Origin of the sequence: Luteolibacter sp. LG18, from assembly GCF_036322585.1 — a bacterium.
Lineage (GTDB): Bacteria > Verrucomicrobiota > Verrucomicrobiia > Verrucomicrobiales > Akkermansiaceae > Luteolibacter.
In genome coordinates this window covers 3,984,600-4,006,761 of sequence record NZ_AP024600.1, presented here as the reverse complement: position 1 = coordinate 4,006,761, position 22,162 = coordinate 3,984,600, and the positions used below count along the sequence as shown (strand labels likewise).

Below are 22,162 nucleotides of genomic sequence, written 5' to 3'. Positions count from 1 at the left end.
CAAGCCTTTCACCTCGGGAATGGAGCCATCGGCAGCAGCGCCACCGGCGGCTCAAACCGCCTGCGGGAAACCACTTCCGCAGCATCCAGCGAAATCAGGGCTACATCCGTGATCCCCGCCGCCTTGAGCGCATCGAGAACATCGATCATCCGCTGGTAGCTGACACTGTCAGACATCATTACCAAGCACGCAGGCCGTTCGAAGGTCTCTCCGATCCCCCGCAAGGTATCGAGCAACTCGGATCCCTCCCGCTCGACGGGTTCATCCGCGACGCAGATGGAGCCATCCTCCTCGACCCTGATATCGAACTCAACATCCGGCTCCTCATGCCCGGGACAACAAGCACAAGGCAAACGCACGGTCAGGGCATACTCTTGGGGCAGCACCGGCATTGTCTCCGCGACGAACGACATCGCTTGCGCCCAAGCCACCAGCCCGATCAAGCCTCCACCGAACATCGCGTGAGGCCACATCGACATGCCGCCGCTCCGTTTCAATCGAACTCGTCGCTTCACCATGCCATCATTCCCCTCCACTCGTGAAAGTCACGTTCCGGATTTCCGCCAAGCCGACGGCATCCAGCACGTCGATGATCCGTTGATAGCGGGCGTCCTCCGCGGCGTTGATCGTCACCAGCACCTCGCCACCTACCGCCTTGGCGTCCTGCAACTGGCCCGCCAACTCCGGCAACGACGTGGACTCCGGGGAATCCAGAAGATCGTCATTCAAGGCCACCTGTCCATCCTCGTCGATCCGAACCGTGAGTTCCAACGGAGGATCATCCGATGGCTCACCGAGTGCTGGAAGCAGCGTCCGGTGCGCCCCCTCCTTGGGAACAGCCCCCGCCATCACCATGAAGTAAAGCATGATGACGAACACCACATCGATCATCGGGGCGATCTGGAAACCCGGACCGGATTGGGCGGCCGCAACACGTCGGAGGGAAGCTTTCATAGCGGAATGAAAAGGAAAACCAAGCAACCGCCACCTTATCATTCCCCTCCGGCCGCGGAAATAAAAAAGGTCCTTCCGTTTCCGGAAGGACCTTTGTTTGAACTGGTTGGCTGGATGCTTATTCCGCGCCCGCCTGGAACGTCACGTTCTCAATGCTGACCTGGCCAAGCACGTCCAGCACGTCGATCACGCGCTGGTACTGTGCCGAGTCCGCCGCGTAGATGGTGACGAGCACCTTCGACTTGGCGGCGTCGCTGCTCGACTTGAGCTGCGCTAGGTTGAAGAGCAACTCCTTGAGCGGGGCATTGCCCGGGGCATCCAGCGGGTCGTCGTTCAGGTAAACCTGACCGTCCTCCTCGATGCGGACCGCGATCTCATCCGGAGTCTCCTCCGCCACGTCGTCCCGGGTTTCCGTACCCGGAAGCTTGGTGTTGTGGGAATTCTCCTTCTGCACCGCGCCCGCCATCACCATGAAGTAAAGCATGATGACGAACACGACGTCGATCATCGGAGCGATCTGGAAACCCAGGTTCGTCTCGCCGGATGCCTTGTGTTTGCGCCTCTTCATCGGTCGTTACTTGTTGGACGCCGCGAAGGCGATATCGGAAATTCCCGCTTCACCCAGAATGCCCATGGCCTTCTGGACCTCGCTGGCCGGAAGGCCGTGGTCGCCACGGATCAGGACGCGGAGCTTGGGGTCCACCTCCTTCTTCTTCTGGATGTATTCCACCAACGCGGCGTTGTCGTCGTATTCCTTCTCGTCGACTACGATCGTCGCTTTGTTGCTGATCCAGCGCACGTTGACCGGAAGGTCGTGCTTGGACATCTCCGGATCCAAGGCTTTGGCATGCGGGGAGACCGGAAGCGTGAGCTTCTTGTCCACCTTCAACACCTGGGCCGAGGTGATGCTCATGAAGAAAATGAGCAACACCAGCAACACGTCGATCATCGGAGCAATCTGGAACTCCGGTTCGCCATCTCCACCTCCACCGCCGCCGCCCATGGTATTAGGTCGTTAAGGGGTTTTCGGGAAATCCCGTCCGGATCAACCGGCGGGGGCTTCAATCCAGTTAGGCAGCGCGGCGAAGGTCTCTTCCTGACCCACGTCGGCGCTCTGGAGGTATTCGTAAGGAGCGTTGCGGAACAGGCGTTCGGCTTCCTCTTCGAGGCCGTGGACACCGGACTGGAGCTTGTTCTTCAGGAAGTAGAAGCCCATGAACGCCGGAATGGCGATGAACAGGCCGGATGCCGTGGCGATAAGCACCTCACCGATGTGGGCGGAGAGAGCGCTCGGGTCACCGATACCGGAGGAACCGAGGGTGGCGAAGGCACCACGCATACCGGACACCGTGCCGAGCAGACCAATCATCGGGGTGCAGACACCGATCACGGAGAGATAGTTGATGCGGGTCTGAAGGGTGGAGTTGACCTTGTCCACCGCGGCAACGATCGCCTCTTCGGTGGCATCCTTGCCGTAGCCGATCGAGGACAGACCAGCGCGGACCACCGCTGCGAACGAGCTGTTGCTCGCCTTCATCGCCTGATAGGCACCCACGTAGTCACCGGCGCGGAAGCTCTGCTGCGCCACGGCCAGATCCTGCTCGGGGACGAGCTTCGTCTTGTTCGTGCGCATCCAGACGTCGATGATGAGCCAGACCGTGGCAACCGAGCAGAGGCCGATCGGATACATGCACCAGCCGCCGTCCTTGAGCACATCGATGAAGCTCTTGTTCTGTGCGTGGGTGGTGGCTTTGGCGTCTTCAGCCGCAAAGGCCGTGAACGGGCTGAGGAGGAGCGTGGCGAGAGCCACAACCTTGATGGTCTTTTTCATTTCGTGGGTTCGTGTGATACAAAAATGCGGAGTGGGAATCAATCCGGCTTATTTGAGACTTTCCAAACGCTTCTTGGCCTCGTCGGCCACCGGGGAGTTGTGCGCGTCGCGGATCGCCGCGTTCAACAGCGTGACCGCCTCGTCCCGGCGCTTCTGATTCGAGAGGAATTGGGCCGAAGCCATTTCGGCGGCACCATTGAGGATGCTGTTTCCGGTAGGATAAAGGCAGGTCACCACCGAGTAGGCCTCGAGCGCTTCCGCATCCTTCTTCCCTTTCAGGAGCGCGGCGCCCTTGAAGTAGGAAGCGTAGGCCGCCACATCCGTCGGAGTGGAGTCATTGATGAACTCGTTGAACGCCGCCACCTTGGCATCCACCTTGGTGGCCGCCGGCATCAACAGTACCTTGGCCAGTCCCACCACCGGATCCTGACCGGCTTCCGGGGTGGCGTCGGACAGCTCCTTGCCGAGAGCCTCCACCTTCGAGGAGTTGCCCATGTTGGCGTAGGCGAGGATCGCCGCGCGGGCGGTCTCCACCCAGAAATTGCCTGGGACGGCGGCCGTCACCTTCTGCGAAACGAGCTGCGGCTCCAGCGCACCGAGCGCCTTCACCGGATCGTCCAGCAACATCAGGCCCACGCCCTTGTTCACGGCTTCCGGCTTGTCGCCGAAAATGTGGTCGGCGCTCGCGGCGGGAACCGCCTGACCCACGGTCAGGCCTTCCTGGGCCACGGTCACCACGAACTGGCCACCTTTGAATTCAAGCGCCTCGATCGGCACGGTGCGACCGCCTTGGAAGACGACCTTGAGGGGTTCATCGGCGCGGACGGTCGCGGCGGAAGCGAGGGCGGCGGTCGCGAGGACGGCGGTAAAGCGTTTCATGGAACGGGAAGTCGGATGGAATGGCATCATGGGCTTCATTTGCCGCGGAGCTGCTTGGCCTTCTTGAAGCCTTCGGTTTTCTCGAACTTGGGCTGCTCAAGCAACTGGTCGAGGATCTGGTTCGCCGTCGTGATATCGTCCTTCTCCTTCACCACTTCATAGGAACCGATGTAGGCCAGAGCGCAGGCTTCGGGCACCGACTTGTAGGCGGTCATTACCCGCTGGTAGCGGCTGTTCGCCGAGACAAGCGCGTCCGTCTTCGCATCGGCCGTCGCCGCCTTGGCGGCACGCTTGCGGGCGATCTGGGCGAGATCGAGGTAGGTGTAGGCGATGCGTTCCTTGCCGGCCGCCTTGTCCTTGATGATGTCCAGGCCGAGCTTCTCGGCATCGTCCAGCTTGTCGAGGTTCATCAGCGCCTGGGCCTTGCCGCCCATCGCGTCATAGACGCGGGAGCTGCCCTTGTTCTCCAAGGCGACGTCAAACAACTTCGATGCCTCGTCCCACTGTTTGCGGGCCAGGGCCACCTCACCGAGGCCAACCGGGCCGGAATCGGAGAAGTAGGAATTCTGGTAACGGTCGCGGAGGCGCTTGAACATCTCCTCAGCCTTGTCCAGTTCACCGGTCTTCATCAGCACCCCGGCGCAGACGGCCAGCAACTGCGGGCTGAGATCCTCCGGCTTGCTGCCGGTCGCGATGCCGCTGATGTAGAGATCGGCCTTCGCGTAGTCCTTGAACTGCACACGGACCTTGGCGCGGGCGTAATACACGCGGGCGTTGGTCGTCGGATTCTCGTGCTCGCCGATGATGCTCTTCAGGGCATCGACCACCTTCTGCTCGACGGCGTCGATCTCTTCCGGCTTCGGCTGCTTCAGGCGGGGAACGATCGCCTTGAGAAGGGTTTCGATCAGAAGTTCGGCTTGCTCGTTGGCGGGATCGGAGATCCGGGACTTGAGCACGGCACCGATGTATTCGGCCGCCTTCTCCGGATTCTTGTCACGAATCATCATTTCCGCCACGACGCTGGCGGACTTCATGGCGAGCGGGCTGTCCGGATGCTTCTGGATGAAATCGGCATGGATCTCAGCCACCCGCTTGAAATCCTTCTTGTCCCGGAGGATCTGAGTCGCCTGATCCAGCGCGTATCCGATCACTTCATTGGAGTACTTCTCATACTCGACCGCCTTGAGGTAATACTCTAGGGCGCGGTCTTGGTAACCGTCCACCTTGGTCTTCTTCTGATACCAGACGTCTCCGATCAGGCTGAACATCGAACCGGCCGCCGCGTCGTCCTTGTGGTTCTCGGCGTAGCCACCCAGCGTTTCGAGGATCTTGTCCGAATTGTCGTTCTTCGTGTCCTGGAAGTCGATGAAGCACAGGCGATACAGGATGTCACCGGTGTATTTGGCATCCGGCTTCCCCGCATACTTGTCGAGGTATGCCTTACAGGCGGCCAACGTGTTCTTGTAGTCGTTGGTGAGGAAGTAGCACATCGCGATGCGATACTGCGCGTCTTCCATCAGCTCGCCGGTCGGGAACTTCTGAAGCTGCTGGGCGAACTTCTGCGAGGCATCGGAGAACTGTCCGTCGTTCATCAAGGCCATGCCCTGGAAGAACTGGTAGCGCTCGAGATCCTTCGAGTTCGGGAACTTTTCCTCGGCGTCGCGGAACCATTCGTGAACGACCTTCCAATCCGCCTGCTCGATGAGCGATTCGCCCGCGATCCCGATCATCGGCTCGATGTTGTCGGCATCCGGGTACTTCGCCATGTACTCCTTCACCAGCTTCACGATGTCGTTGGTGCGCTTGAGGCGCTGGAGGAGGGCGATCTCCGCATAGGCCGCGGCCTTCACGTCACCGGCGGTGGTATACTTCAGGCGGATCGTGCGGAAGCACACCAGCGCCTCCTCGTTACGATCCAGATAGTAGAGGCAGCGGCCACGGCGCATCAGCAGCGCGGCATCGAGATCCTTCTTCTCCTCGACGGCGGTCAACGCCTTGTCGGTGGTCTCCACCGCGGTCTTGAGACTGGCGAGCACCTCGTTGGCATTGGAACGCTGGGTCGGCGGACGCTTTTCATCCGCGGCGGCGATCCCCGTAAGGCGGGTCACGTCCTTGCGCAGCGTTTCGAGCGCGTCGCGCTGGATCTGGAGGATCTGGGCGCGCGGCAGCACCGAGCGGTAAATGATCAGCGCCGCATCGTAGTTGCCCTTCGCCACCTGCTCGTCGGCGGCCACGATCACCTGGTTGGTGTACCACGCGATCGCATCACGGACACCCGGCTGGCGGATCAGACGGTCGAGGTAGGCGGTGAGATCGTCCAGCTTCTTGGATTCAGCCAGCAGGCCGATCACCTCCACGGCCGCGATGGTCTGCTGCGGGGTGCGGATGTCCGATCCCATCAGGCTGCGGAACACCTTCAGCGCCTCATCCTGCTTGCCGAGATCGACGTAAACCTGCGCGAGGCTCTGGCCGGCTTCCGAGCGGAACTTCGGATCGGAAGCCGCGATCTTGAGCGGCTCGATCGCCGCGGTCTTGCTCTCGTTGGTGCCGACCGCGATGCGGGCACGGCCGATGCCGAGCTGGCAACGGCTGGCGTATTCGCCGCGGGGAAACTGGGCGTAGCAATCCTTGAACGCCTTTTCCGCCTCGGGGTATTTGCCGAGGCTGAGATAGGCCAGACCGAGGTTGAAGCGAAGCTGTTCGATCGCGGCCGCGGCCGCACCCGGGTTCTTGCCGACCGGCGTGGCGAGGATCTCCTCGATCTTCTTCGCACCCTCGTCGAAGTTCTTGTCCGAAAGCGCCTTCGCCGCCTCGTCCCACAGCTTGTTCAGAACGGCAGGGTCCATGGCGGGAGCCGCTGCCGGCGTCTGGGCGAACGTCGTCGCGCACGGTGCCATCACGGCAAACGCTGCACACAGGGCGGAAATTTGAAGGCGGCTGGGTTTCATTGAAGCCATACTGGAAATCGGCACGAGGGTTCTTCCATGACGTTCCGTATTGTCAAGCGGAAGAGAATCCCGTCTTAGGGTTGAGGAACGGAGGGTTTCCGGAGGTTGTGCAACCTTCCTGCCCATGGCAAGTCGGCAAAACAACCCATATGGATTTTTGCAAGATCATCCATACCACAAACGGGTGTCCCACGAAAGGGGCGATGCCACATTAAATTGCGGCCAAGCACGACGCATGCAACAGCCCACCAACCTCACTGCCCGCGCTTGATGCGCAGCACCCGCTCGCCTTCGCGATAGTAGTCGAGACGATCCCGCGCGTACTGCTCGAGGCAGGCCGGATCTTCCCGCAACGCCCGATACAGGGCAAGGCTGTCATCCCGCTCGGCCACCACGGCCGCCTGACGCTGCCGGGCCTCCGCCACATGGGATTCCATCTCGTCCAGCTTGTGCTTCTGCGGCACCGCGGCAGCGACCACCACGAAGCCCACGGAGAGGCACAGGGTAAAAAACAAAAACCGGTTCACCACGCCAATCGCCCGCGTCCGCGCTTCCAAGCGCGTGACCTTCGGGGAGATCGGTTTGCGTTTCCGGGCCATCGGGTAGAGCCCCACTAGTCCCGAAAAACCGTGAAATGTCAAGGAACGTCAAGGAATTGACGCGCTCATTCCATCGCGTGAATCGAAACCTCGCGCTCCTTGCACAGGCGCTCGACGGTCGCGCGCTCAAGCAGCAGGGTCCGGCGCGCCTCGATCACAATCGCCTTCACCCCGGCTTCCACGCAGGTCTCGATGGTGTGCGGCCCGACGACCGGCACATCGAAGCGGAAATCCTGGTTCGGCTTCGAAACCTTCGCCAGCAGCACTTCCCTCCCCCGCCCCAGTTCACCACCGCGGCGGATGCACGCGTTCGTCCCTTCGAAGGCCTCCACCGCCAGCACCGTGCCATGACGCACCACCACCGTCTGACCGATGTCCAGGCGGCTGCTTTCCTTCGCCATCCGGAAACCGAAGGCCGCGTCCTCGAGCTGGCGCTTCTTCAGCACCGGTCCGCAGACCGGTCCAGGCTCCGGCAAAAGATCCTCCAGGAAGGTGGTGGCCGGCAGCAGCGTGATACCATCCTTCGCCAGTTCATCGCCGATCGCCCCGAACAAGGTCTCGGCGTTCCGCTCCTTCACCCGCGCCAGCAACATCAGCGTCCGCAGGTCGGGACGCAGGTCGAAGAGGTTCTTCGGCGCGATCTGGCCGACCATGATCGCCTCGGTGGCCCCCTCGCGCTTGAAGTGCTTGATCAGCTTGCCGAGCTGGCCGACGCGCAGCCATTCCCAGGCATCGACCGTCTTTTGGAGCTCCGGATTCGTCTCGTTCTCGAACGCCGCCACCACCAGTTTCACCCCCGGGCTCTTGCGGCGCGCGGCTTCGATGAAGGTGGCCGGATACACGCCGTTGCCAGCGATGATGCCAATGGTGCGGGAGGTGGACATGCCAGGAGGAAAGGTCTCGTGCCAGTCGCACAAGGCACCGTCCGGCGTCCCGCGATCCCGGCGGTCAATGAACGTAGCGGCTGTGGGACTCGAACCCACACTCCGAAGAACTCGATTTTGAGTCGAGCGCGTCTACCAATTCCGCCAAGCCGCCGTTACGGGCCGGATGTTGGGGAGACACCCGGCCCGGTGCAAGCGGAAGATCGAGAAAAGTCGATCAATGTTTCAAGGTCGCCGGATCGAGGACCGGCGGAGTCGGCAGCGGTTTCCCGGGCTTCTCACCCTTTTGCAGGGTCGCCAGCCAGGCCACGAGGTCGCGGACCTCCTCCGGTTTCAGCAGCAGCCCCATCGGCGGCATGGCCGAAACGGCGGGAGTCAGACTGGTGATGTCCTTGCGGTTCACCCGCCAGCGTTTGCCGTTCGCGTTGACCTCGACATAATCGGGAGCCTCCGCCAGCAGGATGCCACCAAGGCTTTCGCCATTGGCGAAGGTCATGCTGACCACACCGTAGCCGGCCACCACTTTCGCGGACGGCTCGACCAGCGATTGAAGGAGATACTTCCGGTCGCCGCGCGAGGCCACCCCGGCGAGGTTCGGTCCGGCCTCACCACCATGGTCCCCGCCCACTTCCGCGCGATGGCAACGCAGGCACTCGGACGCGGGATGGCTCTGGAAGATCGAAGCTCCGCGGTCGGCATCGCCCCCCTCCAAGGAAGTCATCCATGCCGCGAGCGGATCGCTGGCGGACTTCACCTTGAGATCCGCCTCGTAGGCCTCCAGCGCCTGCTTCACCTCCGGCTCCGATCGGCCACGGGCCGCGGCGAGCAACTCCAGCGCGCAGGGAGAAGCCCCTCCCTTCTCGCGCAGCACACCAAGCTGGGTCACGATGCCCTTTGCGACCGCAGGATCCCCCACGTTGGCCAAGTCCTTCCAAGCCGCCTGGGAACGGGCACCGCTCGTGGACTCGGTAGCCTTGAGCAGCGGCTCCAGCGCCTCCTTCGGGAACTGGGTCACCAGCAGCTTCATCGCCTCCAGCGCGAGATCATCGTTCTTCTGACCCATCAGCTTCGCGAGCTGAGCGGAGAGGTCCGCGGGCTTGCGCGCCGCATAAAGTGCGAGGGCACCCGCACGGGCGGAGCCGGACACCGATTCCTGCTCGGTGATCCCGCGGAGCGTGGCATCATCGAGCCCCTCAACGGACAACTTGAACCGGGCCACGAGATCCAGCGCGTCATCAAGCGTGTCGCCCACCTTCATCAACACGGGCATGCCGGCCGCCAGCAGCGGCTTGATTTCCCCGGCGTCCCGCTTCGGCAAGGGAGCGATCCGCCCCAGCGATTGATCGACCAACGGCGGCTCCGGCCAAAGGGAAAGCAAGCGCAGCGCCTCGCGTCGGGTCGCCTCCGGCAAGGACGGGGTGCAAGCCACCGTGAGCAGACGCTTCGCATTCTCCACTCCACCCACCCGGAAGGCGCTGTGGATCAGACGGCGCTGCATGAAGGGCGCAAGCTTCGCTGAGGAAGCCTCATCGAGCAGCGCCGCTACGGCGGGGCGGGCCGCTTCAATCCCCTCGTCATGGATCGCCCGGATCGCCTCGATCGCCACCACCGGCTCGGAATCCTTCACGAACGAAGCCACCCCGGCATCCTTCATCCGGCGCAGGGTCACCACCGCGGCAAGGCGCACGTGCGGGTTGCCATTCGCCTTCAGCGCGGCCACCTCGGCCCCGTCCTTCGCCAGCAATTGCAGCGCATACGCACCGGCGTGACGCAGATAGGGATCCTTGTCCGCATTCTCCTCGATCAGCTTCAAAACCTGCGGCATCACTTGCGTGGCTCCCAGCTTGCCGGCCGCGATGGCCGCGAACATCCGCACCCGCGGCGAGGCATCGAGCACCAACGCCGCAAGCGGCAGACTCTTGCCATCGAGCGAACCTTCCTCCAGCGCCTTCACCGCCTGCGCCCGCGTCTCGGGATCGGCGTGCTTCAGCAGCGCCACCAGCTCGGCCGAGGCCGCCTTCCGCAGCTCCGCGTTCGGAGTGGCGGGTGCACTGACCGGGTGCACGGCAGGTCCACCGCGACGGGCGAGAATCCCCAGCCCCCACACCCCGTGCAGGCGCTCGAGGGTTTCCGCGGACACAGCCGCCTTCTTGAACTGGGCAAGCGCGTCCGGCTTCCGGGAAAGCGCCAGCTCCGCCCGCAAGCGCACCCGCATGTCCGGATGACGCAGCAGCGCCGCCAGCTCCGCGGACGAACGCTGGTCAAAGCCCTCCTTGACCAGCTTCGCCACCTCCGCGGCCTCCTTGGCCTTGGCGGTGTTCGGGCCCGCATCGAGATACAGCACCCGGCCATCGTCGTGGGCTTCCCAGCCGCCCTTGAAGTCAGCCACGTAGAGCTTCCCGTCCCAGGAATACTCGACGTCGGTGGCGGTCACCCCCCACACCGCCTTGCGCGCGCCCGTCATCGTCATCCCCGCACCGGAGGGCTCAACCTTGAACGACCAGACGCCGGAAGTTGGCGGCGCCGCCTTGTAATCGCACACCACGAAACGCCCCGCCTCGCTCTCCAGATACCCGGTGCCCGGATAGTAGGCCAAACCGCTGGGGCCGGAGGTCAGGTTCGCCACCGGCGGGAGAATGTAGGCCGGCTGGGCATCGTTCTGCGGCTGCCACATTTTCTCCACCATCCAGCGGTTGTCCGGATGATCCTTCAGTCCGATCTGGCGGTGGAAGGAGTGCAGCGCCTGGTGCTCCATCGTCCACCCGGAGTCCGCGCCCTCCACGACGTAGACCACACGGGCCTTGTCGCCTTGGTCGGAGTTGTTGTCCACCGAGATGGCATTGCCGTGGTCATCGAAGGCGATCTCCTTCGGATTCCGCAAGCCGGTGTGGATGACCTCGAAATTGGTGCCATCCGGATCGAACCGGAAGATAGCGCCCCGGTCCGGGGACGGATACTTCTTCCCTTCCTTCGTCTCGACGTGGAATCCACGGTCGCCCACGGTGCCGTAGATGCGACCATCCGGCCCCAATGCAAAGCCGTTCAGGTCGTGCCCGGAAAAGGACACGCGGACGCCGAACCCGTCCTGGATCACATCCCGCACATCCGCCTGGCCCGTGCCCTTCGTATCGCGCAGAGCCCATACCTTCGGGATGCAGGCGAAGTAAACCGTGCCATCCAGCGCCATCACGCCTGCGGCGGTGCCATCAAGCACGTCATTGAACTTATCGGCGTAGGTCCCCGCCTTTTCGTAAACGCCATCGTGGTCCAGGTCCTCCAGCTTCCGGATTTCCTCGGACTTCTCGGTCATTTTCTCGATCGACTTCTTGCCCTTCCACTTCTCGTGCATCGCCAGACGGTCGGCGTTCGTCTGGGAAGCGATGTCGTCCAGATACCAGTAGAGGTGCTCGCGGTTGTCCTCCACGCCGAAGCGGAAACGGTGGGTCTCCGCCACGTACAGCGCCCCCGCCTCGTCGAAGGTGATCGCGGTCGGAGAGACGATCTTGTTCGTCTTCGCATCCCCCGCCAGGTGGTAGGACACCCCGGCCGGAGCCGTCAGCGCGGAATCCCCCTGGACCGGGGCCAACGAATCCTTTTCCTCCTGCGCCACCGCCACGGGGGTCAAAAGGGCCAGCAACGCCAACGAACGCTTCACGGACTGATGCATATTGGCGGGGGATTACGGGATTTCCCCGGATCTATTTCAACCAACAATCGCTGCAAAGGGCTCAAACCGGGGTTACGGTGATTCGCAACCTTTTCAGTTGCCGAGCCTGATGACTTTGTTAGCTTCCGGGCGATTGTTCGGAAAGGATGCATGAATGCCTTGCTCGATCATCCTGTGTTGGTCCTGAACCGGTTCTGGCAACCGGTCCAGACCTGTAGCGTCCGCCGGGCCCTGCACCTGCTCTGCGTGGGGCACGCCCGCGTCGTCCAAACCGAAGGGGACGAGAAGTTCCAGACCCACGACCTGGAGTCCTGGATCGAGCACTCCGGCCGCTCCGATGGCCCGGAATTCATTCACACCGTGCGCCTTGCGATGCTCGTCCCGTCCATCATGGTGCTGGGCCTCTACGAGAAAATCCCCCGACTGGAGGTGAAGTTCACCCGCCGGAACGTCTTCCTGCGGGACCAGTTCACCTGCCAGTATTGCGCCCGCGCGCTACCGGAGGTGCAATTGAACCTCGACCACGTGATTCCCCGCCAGAAAGGCGGCCGGACCACCTGGGAGAACATCGTGACCTCCTGCATCCGCTGCAACACGCGGAAAGCGAACAAATTACCGGCGGAAGCGGATATGCACCCGCTGAAAAAGCCGGTGGCCCCCCGCTGGAAGCCGCTGTTCGGCCTGCGGGAAAACGGCCTCGCGGACGCCAAGTGGGCTCATTTCATCGACCCGGATTCCGGTTCGATCCGCCTTTCGGCCTGATCCCGGAGGAACGGATCGGGACAAACCCTCCCGATCTTCCACCAAGCCGGATCTCCTCGATGTGAGGAGGCGCGCCCCGTTGACGGCGCGCAGGACACATCGCCCCACCCTGCGTCCCCTCGCGCACTCTCGATGCACACAACTTCCCAGACACTCTAACAGAAACAAAACCGGCCACAATAAATCCCATAAAACATAAGTTTAATCCATCGACTCAATTTGATTCGACAAATCTATCAGGCGTTACTATTCGCGCCACAAGCGATCCATCATCACCTTCATCAATCTTTTTCATATCATCAAAATCGGCCAACACGCATAACGCCGACCCAAAACCGGCCACAACCCGGTCCAGTCATCGACGCTCTCCATCCACCGCTGATTCCCTCACCCCGACCCATCGAAATCCATGAATCCCACCTCCCTTCCCCGCCACCGCGGGCACCTGCTGATGGCAGCCGCGCTGCTGCCGGTTTTCTCCGCCAGCGCCCAGTCCGACAATCCGCCGAAGGACGATCCGAACGGCAGGCCGAACTTCGTGAAGGAACGCGCCGAGGTCGACAACGCCTGGAAGCTCCTCGCCAACAAGTGGCAGAAGCTCGCCGAGGCACCCGTGGCCCCGAAACCCACCCTCAAGGGCAGCCCGAAGTTCACCAATGAAATGAGCCTGCCCCAGCTTGAGAAGCTGGAACTGGACGCCAAGCTCCCCGCTCCACAGCGCGGCTCGCTCGCACGCCAGACGCTCAACGGATACACGGATCCCGAAGAAATCCGCTCGCACCACGGCGTGCTCACCGCCGAACTGGTGGCCACCTACGCCCGCAATTTCATCGGCAACGATCCGGTCTACCTCCGTTCCTATAACGGCCACCTCGTGGGCCCCACCCTCCGCGCCAAGCCCGGCGACACCCTGCGGATCACCGTGAAGAACAACCTTCCGCCGCAGCCGTGGCAGAAGGACTCGATGAACACGCTCCACGACTTCAACACCACCAACCTCCACACCCACGGCCTGCACGTTTCACCGAACGGCGTCAGTGACAACGTGCTGCTCGAAATCGACCCGGGTGCCACCCAGGAATACGAGATCAAGATCCCGAAGGACCACACCTGCGGCACCTACTGGTACCACGCCCACCGCCATGGCTCGACGGCCGGCAACGTGGCGAGCGGCATGTCCGGTGCCCTTATCATCGAGGGCGACCTCGACGAGGTCCCGGAAGTCAAGGCGGCGAAGGAGCGCGTGATGGTGCTCAACCAGATCCCCTATATCTACAAGAACACGCTGGATGATGGCAATGGCGGCACCATCACCTTCGATTTCCCCGAGGGCATCATCGAGGAAAAGCTCGCCGGATACATCTTCGGCCCCGGCGATTGGGAAACCCTCGGCCGCTACACCACCGTCAATGGCGTCCAGCTCCCGGTGATCCGCATGGCTCCCGGCCAGGTCGAGCGCTGGCGCATCGTGGACAGCGGCCAGCGCGAGCAAATCGACCTCCAGATCACCACTCCCGACGGCACCACCCCGGGCATCCCCTTCCATGAGATCGCCGTGGACGGCCTCGCTCTCGGCAAGTCGGTCCAGAAGGACGTCATCAACCTGCTCCCCGGCTACCGTTCCGACGTGCTGGTGAAGGCCCCGGAAAAACCCGGCGAATACGTGCTCGTGGACCAGGCCACCGCCAGCGGCATCGACGGCCAGGGCGAGCCGCTGAAATACATCGCCCGCATCGTGGTGGAAGGCACCCCGGCCTCCATGAAGCTGCCCGTGGACAACCAACTGGCGCAGTTCCGCCTGCCCACGCTCAAGGACGCGAAGATCGATTCGCCGCAGAGCGCCGTCTACGGCATCCTGCCGACCACCGGCGGCGTGATCTTCACCATCGATGGCAAGGCCTTCGACATGGACCAGGCCAAGGAACTCTCGCTCGGCAACACCGACGAGTGGACCGTGAGCGTCAAGAATGGCGGCACCATCAACACCGGCCATCCGTTCCACATCCATGTGAACCCCTTCGAGGTCTTCTCGATCATGGGACCGAAGGACCCGAACGATCCGAAGAGCCCGCAGGTCGAACAGCTCACCGGTGGCCCGATTTGGCGGGACACCATCTGGGTGCCGAACAACGGCACCGTGAAGTTCCGCACCAAATACACCGACTTCGTCGGCACCTTCGTGCAGCACTGCCACATCCTCGACCATGAGGACCAGGGCATGATGCAGCTCGTGGACATCAAGGACCCGAAGGCCCCCACCACCGCCAGCAACTCCACTCCGGTGCCGCAGCCCGGCACGGCGGCTCCGGCGTTCAGCCGCCCGGATGGCGAGGGTCGCCTCGTCAGCGAGAAGGACTTCGCGGGCCAGCGCCACGTGGTGTTCCTGTTCAAGGGCCACGGCTGCTCGCACTGCTCCCGCCAGGTCGCGGAATTCACCGCCCTCTACGACCGCTTCAAGGAAAAGGGCATCCGCGTGGTCGGCATCTCGTCGGATGACACCGCCTCCCTGAAGACCGCGCTGGCTGGCACGCCCAGCCCGTTCCCGATCCTCGCCGATCCGGATGGCAAGGCCTTCAGCGCCTACGGCTGCTCCCGCGGCAACGACCTCGCCCACGGGACGTTCGTGATCGATGAGAAGGGCAACGTCGTGTGGGGCACCACCGGTTCCAATCCCTACATGAACATCGCCGGGCTGCTCGACCAGATACCCGCGAAGTCCACCGCCGCCGTGGACACCGCCGTCAAGCCGCTGGCCGCCACCGGCAACTGATCCGCGCCGGACACCACTCCTTTCCCCCGCCACGGAGACCCGGTTCCTCCGTGGCGGCGGGATTTTCATATCCGCTTTTCCGCAACCCACATGCCTTCGAATCCCAGCACCCCAGTCGCCAATCCCACCTGGTACTCCGATATCCGCCACCTGTTCACCCAGGACGATATCGACCACATGCGCAGCCAAGGCCTCGACCTCTCGATCTATGACGTGGTCAAGGACAACTCGAGCATCATCTACGGCCAAGTCGCCAGCGGCAGCATGCCACCCGGCAATCCCTGGCCCTCCGACTGGGTCGAGACCTTCCTGAACTGGATGACGAACGATTGCCCCAAGGGCACCAACGCTCCGTCCCTCCAGCAAGCCCGCCTCTTCAAGGCCGCCGCCGCACCGGTGGCCTCCCGCATCCGCAGGGACATCACCACGCTTTCCGACGGTGAACTGGCGCTCGTGAAGAAGGCCTTCGAAGGCATGATCGCGAAGGATCCCGATGATCCGAACAGCTTCTTCAAACAGGCCGGCATCCACTGGCTCCCCGGCACCGGCACCCCGCCGCGCTTCTTCTGCCAGCACCACGCGCCGGGCTACAACCCGTGGCACCGCGCCTACCTGGTGGGCTTCGAGAACGCCATGCGCTCGGTGCCCGGTTGCGACAAGGTAACCCTGCCCTACTGGGACATCACCACCCCGCTGCCGGAGGTGCTCAAACTGCCGCCGTTCGACCAATACACCCTGCCCCGCGACATCGGCGGCGGCTACAACAAGGGCTACGTCACCGAGCGCTTCGACGATGCCACCATCGCCGCCAAGCTGGTGCAGTACGACGTCACCGCCGACATCCAGCGCGCCCTCACCAAGACCGACTGGGAAGACTTCCACGGCTACTTCGCCGGCGCGCCCTACAACACCATCATCGCCGCCCACGACGGCGGCCATGTCTCCATCGGCAACACCATGGCCGACCAGAACGTCGCCGCGTTCGATCCGGTGTTCTTCTTCTTCCACTGCAACTGGGACCGCCTGTTCTGGAAGTGGCAGAAGAGCATGCAGGCCACCGACCTCAACGGCCTGCTCAGCACCATCAACAAGACCAAGGATCCGCTCAGCTACCAGATCTTCACCCTGCCGATCCTGCAGAAGCTGGACCCCTTCTCCACGGCCCCGCTGAACCTCAACACGCTCTCGATCATCAACTCGGTGACGAGCCTCGACGTCGACTACGAGGAACCCCGTACCCCGACCCTCATGGCCTTCCAGACCAAGACCCTCCGGAGCAGCCTCACTTCCCAGAAATTCGAGGTGCAGCCGGATCTCGTCAACGTCCGGGTGCAGGGGCTCAACCGGCTCAAGATCCCGGGCAGCTTCTCCGTCCACCTCCAGAAGGACGGACAGACAATCGCCTCGAAGGCGTTCTTCCAGCCGAACGAGGCCGAGAAGTGCGAGAACTGCGTCGAGAACGCCGTGGTCCATTTCGACTTCGAACTGCCGCTCGCGGAAGTCACCGGCGGCAAGCTGGGAGTCTGGGTCGAACCGATCGACAAGAGCTTCGTCGGCGACCGGTTCCCGAACAAGCTGATGGGCAACCCAACCGTCGAGGTGCGCCTGCTGCTGAGCAACGAATGATCCCACCGGGCGCTCCACCTTCACTCCGCGGAGCGCCCTTTTTCCAAACCGACCCCTCCCATGGCCAAGATCACCCGCATTGTCATCCCGCTGTATCCGGACTTCGACATCCTCGATGTCTGCGGCCCGCTCGCGATGTTCAGCAGCATCGCCGGCACCACCAGCATCGTCTCCGTGGTCGCCGCGGCCGAACCCGGACTCGTGAAAAGCCTGCAAGGCGTGGGCCTCCAGGCGCAGCACGCGCTGCCCGAACTATCCGAAACCGATGCCATCTGGGTGCCGGGCGGCTTCGGTTCCGGCTACGATGCACAGATCTCCGCGTCATCGGACACGCTCGCGTGGCTGAAACGCGAGGGCCCGAAGGCCGGCTATGTGTGCTCCGTCTGCACCGGGGCGATCCTTCTCGCGGCCGCCGGGCTGCTGGACGGATACACCGCCACCACCCACTGGCAGTTCCAGCAATCGCTCACCCTTTTCCCGAACGTCCTCCTGGCCTCCGGCTACCCGCGCTACTGGATGGACCGGAACCGGATCACCGGCGGCGGCATCAGTTCGGGCCTGGATGCCTCGCTGGCGGTCATCGCGGCGATCTCGGACAGCACCAGCGCGATGCAAGCGCAGCTTCTCAACCAGTATGCGCCCGATCCGCCCTACAATGCCGGAACCCCGCTGACGGCTCCGCCGGATGTGCTGGCCTCGTTCTTCCAACACTTCGGAGAAGGGGCGACCTCGTTGGAGAAGACCGTCACCGCCTTCCTGGCGGGGGAAAAGCACTCCGCCTGACGGCACCCCATGCCCGCCTGTTCGTGCAAATCCCCCGTGGCTGGTGAACCGGCGGGCGCTCCGACCCACGGCCGCCCGTCCGCACGCACCGCCGGGGCTTTCGCCCTGAGCGTGCTGGTCGCGTTCTTCCCGAAGTGCCCGATGTGCTGGGCCGCCTATTGCAGCGCGCTGGGTCTGGCGGGCATCTCGGGATCACCCTACATGGAGGCCCTGCTGCCGGTGCTGGTGGCCATGCTGGTCCTGCACCTCGTTTCCCTCGGCAAGCAGATCGGCAAAGTCGGCTACGGTCCGGTTCTGCTCAGCGTGACGGGTGCCGCCACACTGTTTCTGGTCCGCCGTTACGCCCCGTCGCTGACTTGGGCGCTCAACAGCGGCATCTTGCTGATCGTCGGAGGCTCGGTCTGGAACAGCCTCGCGATGCGCCGCCTGTGCCGCTGACGAGGAGTGGCGGATCGAAATCCGCCACTCCTTGAAGAACCCTCAACCCATGTCGGCGACCTTGCGGCCGGCTTCATGGCGGATGTCCTTCGCGACATCGAGGAACACGGCGTTCTCGCCGATGTTCGCGGCCATGTCCCCCACCCGCTCCAGCGAGCGGACGATCAGGATCAAGTGCAGGTATTCCTCGCTGCGGCCGGTTTCCTCGATGCGGGAACCGAAGGTCGCGGTGGCATCGCGGTGCAGGCGGTCCAGCTCCTTGTCGCGCGCGTGGAGGGATTCCCCGAGCTTGGCGTTGCGATCGCTGAAGGCGGAGATCGCGTCGCGCAACAGGTGGTCGGCCAGCGTGTAGAGCGGCTCGATCAGGTTGATGTCCGGCAGTTCCGGGCCGACCGCGAGCTTGCGGGCGCGTTTGGAGATGCTCACCGCGTGGTCGGAAATGCGCTCGAGGTTCATCGAGATCTTCATCGCGGTCACCACCAGCCGCAGGTCGCTGGCCACCGGGTGGAAACGGACCAGCACATCCATGCCGAGCTGATCGACCTTGCGCTCGAGCTCGTCGACCTCGTTGTCATCGGCGATAACCGCGTTGGCGAGGTCCTGGTTGCGTTCGAGCAGGGCCTGGATGGCGCGTTCCAGATTCAGGCGGGCAAGTCCGGCCATGGTCAGCACCTCGCCGCGGAGGGTGGTCATGGCGTGATCGAAGTCCTTGAGGATGTGCTGTTGCATTTTTTGGGGAAGTATCAACCGAAGCGACCGGAAATATAGTCCTCCGTGCGCTTTTGGGAAGGGTTCTCGAACATCTGGCGGGTATTGCCGTATTCGATGAGTTCACCTAGGTAGAAGAAGGCGGTGCGGTCGGAAACGCGGGTCGCCTGCTGCATGTTGTGGGTCACGATGACGATCGTGTAGTGCTCCTTGAGGTCGAGGATCAGGTCCTCGACGTGGGCCGTGGCGATGGGGTCGAGCGCGGAGCAGGGCTCGTCCATGAGAATGATTTCCGGGTCCACCGCCATCGTGCGGGCGATGCACAGGCGCTGCTGCTGGCCGCCGGAGAGGCCGGTGGCGATGTCGTCGAGGCGATCCTTCACCTCGTCCCACAGCGCGGCGCGGCGCAGGGACTTCTCCACGAGATCGTCGAGCACCTTCTTGTTCTTCTCGCCGAGCGTCCGCGGACCGTAGGCGATATTGTCGTAGATGCTGCGGGGAAACGGGTTCGATTTCTGGAACACCATGCCGACATGGCGGCGGAGCTGGACCGGATCGATCGCGGAGTCCGCGATGTTCGCGCCCTCGATGATGATCGAGCCCTTGGTGACGCGGGCCCCCGGGACCAGGTCGTTCATGCGGTTGAAACAGCGCAGCAGCGTGGTCTTGCCGCAACCGGACGGCCCGATGAAGGCGATCACCTCGTTGGTCGGGATATCGAGCGAGACGTCCTTGAGCACCTTGTTGGAACCGTAGCAGAAATCCACTCCCTGGACCTGGATGGCGGGGACCGAGGGCACCGTTTCCGGTTTCGCGGCCGGCACGGCGGCCACCGGCTGGGCGGTCGGCACGGCGGGAGCTGGCGCTGGGGAGGCAACCGGCGTCTTTTTCGAGGCTTCTGGCATGGCGAGAATCATGGGCGATCGGGGATGAGCGTTTGAAACCACCCGGACCGGCCTCCGGTTAGCAGCGCGGCTTTCCCTTGTAAAGGGAGGCCCGCGGCGGCCTTCCGGCGGTGGGCTGCGGGAATGTGACAGACTTTCCCCGTTGTGCGGCTTGCCACGTGTGACCATTTCGACACAATCACGCCCGCCCATGATCTCGATCCAACGCCTCTTCGGCAAAGAAGACCGCTTTTTCGACCTGCTCATCGCCAGCGCCGAGCAAGCGCGGCAAAGCATCGGCGGCCTCACCCGCATCCTGCGCCAGCAGCCTGCGCCGTCGCTCGACGAGTTCGCCGGCATGCGGAAGAAGGACAAGGCCATCACCCAGGAAATCAGCGAGTTGCTGGTGAAAACCTTCGTCACCGCCCTGGAGCGGGAGGACATCGAGGCCCTTTCCACGGCCCTCTACAAGATCCCAAAGACGGTCGAAAAGTTCGTGGAACGCGCCATGATCTGCCCGGACAAGGCCGCCGCGGTCGATTTCACCCGCCACGCCGAGATGCTGGACGAGGCCACCGGCCTGGTGGTCGACATGATCCACGCCCTCCGCAAGGGCATGGACATCGTCCGCATGAAGGAGCTCAACGACCGCATGCAGACCATCGAGGGCGACGCCGACAAGCTGATGCTGGAGTGCCTGAAGGACCTCTACAGCGGCAAATACGACACCCTGGTGGTCGTGATCGTTTCCAACCTCTACGATCTGTTGGAAAAGGTTTTCGACCGCTGCCGCGACGTCGGCAACATCGCCAAGCAAATCGCTTACAAGAACTCCTGACGCGCCCGCCATGACGCTGATCATCGTCGTGATCCTCGTGGCCCTGGCCTTCGAGTTCATCAATGGTTTCCACGACACCGCGAACTCGATCGCGACCGTCGTCTCGACCAAGGTCCTGACCCCGCGCCAGGCCATCATGCTCGCCGCCATCACCAACCTGGTGGGCGCGCTCATCGGCCACGCCGTCGCCAAAACGGTGTCGTCCGGCCTCGTGGACGCGAAGTTCGTGACCACCAGCACCATCATCTGCGCGCTGATCGGCGGTATCACGTGGAACCTCCTGACCTGGTGGCTGGGTCTCCCCTCCAGCTCCACCCACGCGCTGGTGGGCGGTCTCTGCGGCGCCACGCTGGCCAATTCCCACGGCAACTGGAAGGCGATCATCTGGACCGCCGAGAAGATCAAGGACGGCAAGGTCGTTTACGAAGGTGTGCTCCACAAGGTGATCTGGCCGATGCTGACCTCGCCGGTGGTCGGCCTCGTCGGCGGCTTCATCATCATGACGATCCTCTACGCGCTCCTCCGGAACGCGAAGCCGATGTGGGTGAACCGCTTCTTCGGACGCGCCCAGATTTTCAGCGCCAGCTACATGGGCTTCGCCCACGGCTTGGCGGACGCCCAGAAGACGATGGGCATCATCACGCTGGCGCTGGTGACCGCCACCACCGCCGGGTCGTTCGACCAACTGCCGTCGTGGTTGGGCTTCTTGAAAATGGACAAGTCCCCCGTGGCCGAGCACCAGATCCAGGCGATCCTGAAGGGCTCGAAGGATCCCCAGGTGGCCGCCATCCTAGCGACCGAGGCGGACAAGCTCCAGACCGGCGAATTCAAGGAATCCTTCCACGCGCTGGCCGCGATCGCCTACCAGGCGGATGGCGATGCCGCCTCCGCTGAACGCGAGCGGGCGAGCGCGAAGACCGCCCACCAGCAGGCGCTCGACAAGGAAGCGGCGCGTTTCATGCCGAAGGTCCCGATCCTCGGCCCGATGGTGGCGGGCAAGCCGACCGACTGGCTGAAGACCCTCGACGGTGAAATGGCGAAGGCCACCAAGGACGGCAAGGATCCTCTCGCCGCGGCCGCAGGCAAGGTCCGCGACCTTTCCCCGGACGTCCCCGCCTGGATCAAGGTGGTCTGCGCGCTGGTGATGGCCGCCGGCACCGCCTCCGGCGGCTGGCGCATCATCAAGACGATGGGCCACAAGATGGTGAAGCTCCAGCCGGTCCACGGCTTCGCCGCGGAAACCACCGCCGCCACCCTGCTCGCCGTGACCGGCCAGATGGGCATGACCGTTTCCACCACCCACGCCATCACCACCGCCATCATGGGCGTCGGCGCGACCAAACGCTTCAGCGCCATCGATGGCGGCATCGTGAAGAAGATCCTCGGTGCCTGGGTGCTCACCCTGCCCGCGGCCGGCGGCGTCGCTTATGGAATGATGTGGCTGTGGCTGAAGATCGCGGGGTGATCCCGATGTGCCTTTTCCACTGGGAGTGGCGGATTTCGATCCGCCATTTCCCCAGGGATGCCCATGGCTCCGCCACCTCCGGTTGTTGTTAGGAACCGATGGTCGCGGAGCGATTGCACGCGCTTA

19 protein-coding genes and 1 tRNA gene are annotated in these 22,162 nt (G+C 63.3%); 7 read left to right on the top strand and 13 right to left on the bottom strand.

The features are described 5' to 3' along the window. Window positions 1–8: 8 nt before the first annotated feature. The 11 genes from llg_RS15945 to llg_RS15895 all read right to left on the bottom strand — a co-directional run bounded on the left by llg_RS15945 (window position 9) and on the right by llg_RS15895 (window position 11,750). Window positions 9–518: a biopolymer transporter ExbD gene (locus tag llg_RS15945; RefSeq protein ID WP_338285703.1), complete on the bottom strand. Its 510-nt coding sequence runs from the start codon at window positions 516–518 to the stop codon at window positions 9–11. Window positions 519–522: 4 nt separating this feature from the next. Next, complete coding sequence (locus llg_RS15940; protein ID WP_338285702.1) at window positions 523–954, bottom strand: biopolymer transporter ExbD; 432 nt, start codon at window positions 952–954, stop codon at window positions 523–525. A gap of 118 nt (window positions 955–1,072) precedes the next feature. Next, the gene (locus llg_RS15935; RefSeq protein WP_338285701.1) at window positions 1,073–1,522 is read right to left on the bottom strand and encodes a biopolymer transporter ExbD; all 450 of its coding nucleotides are present in this window, start codon (window positions 1,520–1,522) and stop codon (window positions 1,073–1,075) included. 6 nt (window positions 1,523–1,528) lie between these two features. Beyond that, on the bottom strand, window positions 1,529–1,903 hold the full coding sequence (locus tag llg_RS15930; RefSeq protein WP_338285700.1) for a biopolymer transporter ExbD: 375 nt from the start codon (window positions 1,901–1,903) through the stop codon (window positions 1,529–1,531). A 96-nt stretch (window positions 1,904–1,999) separates the two neighbouring features. Continuing rightward, entirely contained in the window at window positions 2,000–2,785 is a 786-nt protein-coding gene (locus llg_RS15925; RefSeq protein ID WP_338285698.1) for a MotA/TolQ/ExbB proton channel family protein, read from the bottom strand. Window positions 2,786–2,833: 48 nt separating this feature from the next. Beyond that, window positions 2,834–3,664: a hypothetical protein gene (locus llg_RS15920; protein WP_338285697.1), complete on the bottom strand. Its 831-nt coding sequence runs from the start codon at window positions 3,662–3,664 to the stop codon at window positions 2,834–2,836. Window positions 3,665–3,699: 35 nt separating this feature from the next. Then, complete coding sequence (locus llg_RS15915) at window positions 3,700–6,510, bottom strand: tetratricopeptide repeat protein (RefSeq protein ID WP_338285696.1); 2,811 nt, start codon at window positions 6,508–6,510, stop codon at window positions 3,700–3,702. A 356-nt stretch (window positions 6,511–6,866) separates the two neighbouring features. Further along, a complete protein-coding gene (locus llg_RS15910) occupies window positions 6,867–7,211 on the bottom strand; it encodes a septum formation initiator family protein (protein WP_338285695.1) in 345 nt (114 codons plus the stop codon). A 65-nt stretch (window positions 7,212–7,276) separates the two neighbouring features. Further along, complete coding sequence (gene lpxI, locus llg_RS15905) at window positions 7,277–8,095, bottom strand: UDP-2,3-diacylglucosamine diphosphatase LpxI (protein ID WP_338285694.1); 819 nt, start codon at window positions 8,093–8,095, stop codon at window positions 7,277–7,279. Between the two features lie 74 nt (window positions 8,096–8,169). Next, window positions 8,170–8,249 (bottom strand) — tRNA-Leu (locus llg_RS15900). 63 nt (window positions 8,250–8,312) lie between these two features. Then, a complete protein-coding gene (locus tag llg_RS15895; RefSeq protein ID WP_338285693.1) occupies window positions 8,313–11,750 on the bottom strand; it encodes a HEAT repeat domain-containing protein in 3,438 nt (1,145 codons plus the stop codon). A gap of 162 nt (window positions 11,751–11,912) precedes the next feature. On the opposite strand from llg_RS15895, the gene llg_RS15890 reads away from it, so the two are divergent. The 5 genes from llg_RS15890 (at window position 11,913) to llg_RS15870 (ending at window position 18,141) form a co-directional block, all read left to right on the top strand. Next, entirely contained in the window at window positions 11,913–12,524 is a 612-nt protein-coding gene (locus tag llg_RS15890; RefSeq protein WP_338285691.1) for an HNH endonuclease, read from the top strand. A gap of 409 nt (window positions 12,525–12,933) precedes the next feature. Then, window positions 12,934–15,294: a redoxin domain-containing protein gene (locus llg_RS15885; protein ID WP_338285689.1), complete on the top strand. Its 2,361-nt coding sequence runs from the start codon at window positions 12,934–12,936 to the stop codon at window positions 15,292–15,294. Window positions 15,295–15,384: 90 nt separating this feature from the next. After that, on the top strand, window positions 15,385–16,920 hold the full coding sequence (locus llg_RS15880; RefSeq protein WP_338285687.1) for a tyrosinase family protein: 1,536 nt from the start codon (window positions 15,385–15,387) through the stop codon (window positions 16,918–16,920). Window positions 16,921–16,980: 60 nt separating this feature from the next. Further along, a complete protein-coding gene (locus tag llg_RS15875) occupies window positions 16,981–17,703 on the top strand; it encodes a DJ-1/PfpI family protein (protein WP_338285685.1) in 723 nt (240 codons plus the stop codon). A 9-nt stretch (window positions 17,704–17,712) separates the two neighbouring features. Continuing rightward, entirely contained in the window at window positions 17,713–18,141 is a 429-nt protein-coding gene (locus llg_RS15870) for a hypothetical protein (protein ID WP_338285684.1), read from the top strand. Between the two features lie 42 nt (window positions 18,142–18,183). Here llg_RS15870 and phoU read toward each other — a convergent pair whose 3' ends face one another. After that, complete coding sequence (gene phoU, locus llg_RS15865) at window positions 18,184–18,870, bottom strand: phosphate signaling complex protein PhoU (RefSeq protein ID WP_338285682.1); 687 nt, start codon at window positions 18,868–18,870, stop codon at window positions 18,184–18,186. 14 nt (window positions 18,871–18,884) lie between these two features. Continuing rightward, window positions 18,885–19,766, bottom strand: coding sequence for a phosphate ABC transporter ATP-binding protein PstB (pstB, locus tag llg_RS15860; RefSeq protein ID WP_338285680.1), 882 nt, complete (start codon window positions 19,764–19,766; stop codon window positions 18,885–18,887). A 178-nt stretch (window positions 19,767–19,944) separates the two neighbouring features. Between pstB and llg_RS15855 the strand changes: the two genes are divergently transcribed. Then, window positions 19,945–20,571, top strand: coding sequence for a hypothetical protein (locus llg_RS15855; RefSeq protein ID WP_338285679.1), 627 nt, complete (start codon window positions 19,945–19,947; stop codon window positions 20,569–20,571). Window positions 20,572–20,581: 10 nt separating this feature from the next. Continuing rightward, window positions 20,582–22,036, top strand: coding sequence for an inorganic phosphate transporter (locus llg_RS15850; RefSeq protein WP_338285678.1), 1,455 nt, complete (start codon window positions 20,582–20,584; stop codon window positions 22,034–22,036). Window positions 22,037–22,162: the final 126 nt, after the last annotated feature.

Coding starts and splice junctions, on each gene's coding strand:
- llg_RS15850 (WP_338285678.1), top strand. CDS start 20,582: ATGACGCTGATCATCGTCGTGATCCTCGTGGCCCTGGCCTTCGAGTTC.
- llg_RS15855 (WP_338285679.1), top strand. CDS start 19,945: ATGATCTCGATCCAACGCCTCTTCGGCAAAGAAGACCGCTTTTTCGAC.
- llg_RS15935 (WP_338285701.1), bottom strand. CDS start 1,522: ATGAAGAGGCGCAAACACAAGGCATCCGGCGAGACGAACCTGGGTTTC.
- lpxI (WP_338285694.1), bottom strand. CDS start 8,095: ATGTCCACCTCCCGCACCATTGGCATCATCGCTGGCAACGGCGTGTAT.
- llg_RS15945 (WP_338285703.1), bottom strand. CDS start 518: ATGGTGAAGCGACGAGTTCGATTGAAACGGAGCGGCGGCATGTCGATG.
- llg_RS15880 (WP_338285687.1), top strand. CDS start 15,385: ATGCCTTCGAATCCCAGCACCCCAGTCGCCAATCCCACCTGGTACTCC.
- llg_RS15920 (WP_338285697.1), bottom strand. CDS start 3,664: ATGAAACGCTTTACCGCCGTCCTCGCGACCGCCGCCCTCGCTTCCGCC.
- pstB (WP_338285680.1), bottom strand. CDS start 19,766: ATGATTCTCGCCATGCCAGAAGCCTCGAAAAAGACGCCGGTTGCCTCC.
- phoU (WP_338285682.1), bottom strand. CDS start 18,870: ATGCAACAGCACATCCTCAAGGACTTCGATCACGCCATGACCACCCTC.
- llg_RS15915 (WP_338285696.1), bottom strand. CDS start 6,510: ATGGACCCTGCCGTTCTGAACAAGCTGTGGGACGAGGCGGCGAAGGCG.
- llg_RS15885 (WP_338285689.1), top strand. CDS start 12,934: ATGAATCCCACCTCCCTTCCCCGCCACCGCGGGCACCTGCTGATGGCA.
- llg_RS15910 (WP_338285695.1), bottom strand. CDS start 7,211: ATGGCCCGGAAACGCAAACCGATCTCCCCGAAGGTCACGCGCTTGGAA.
- llg_RS15890 (WP_338285691.1), top strand. CDS start 11,913: ATGAATGCCTTGCTCGATCATCCTGTGTTGGTCCTGAACCGGTTCTGG.
- llg_RS15925 (WP_338285698.1), bottom strand. CDS start 2,785: ATGAAAAAGACCATCAAGGTTGTGGCTCTCGCCACGCTCCTCCTCAGC.
- llg_RS15940 (WP_338285702.1), bottom strand. CDS start 954: ATGAAAGCTTCCCTCCGACGTGTTGCGGCCGCCCAATCCGGTCCGGGT.
- llg_RS15930 (WP_338285700.1), bottom strand. CDS start 1,903: ATGATCGACGTGTTGCTGGTGTTGCTCATTTTCTTCATGAGCATCACC.
- llg_RS15870 (WP_338285684.1), top strand. CDS start 17,713: ATGCCCGCCTGTTCGTGCAAATCCCCCGTGGCTGGTGAACCGGCGGGC.
- llg_RS15875 (WP_338285685.1), top strand. CDS start 16,981: ATGGCCAAGATCACCCGCATTGTCATCCCGCTGTATCCGGACTTCGAC.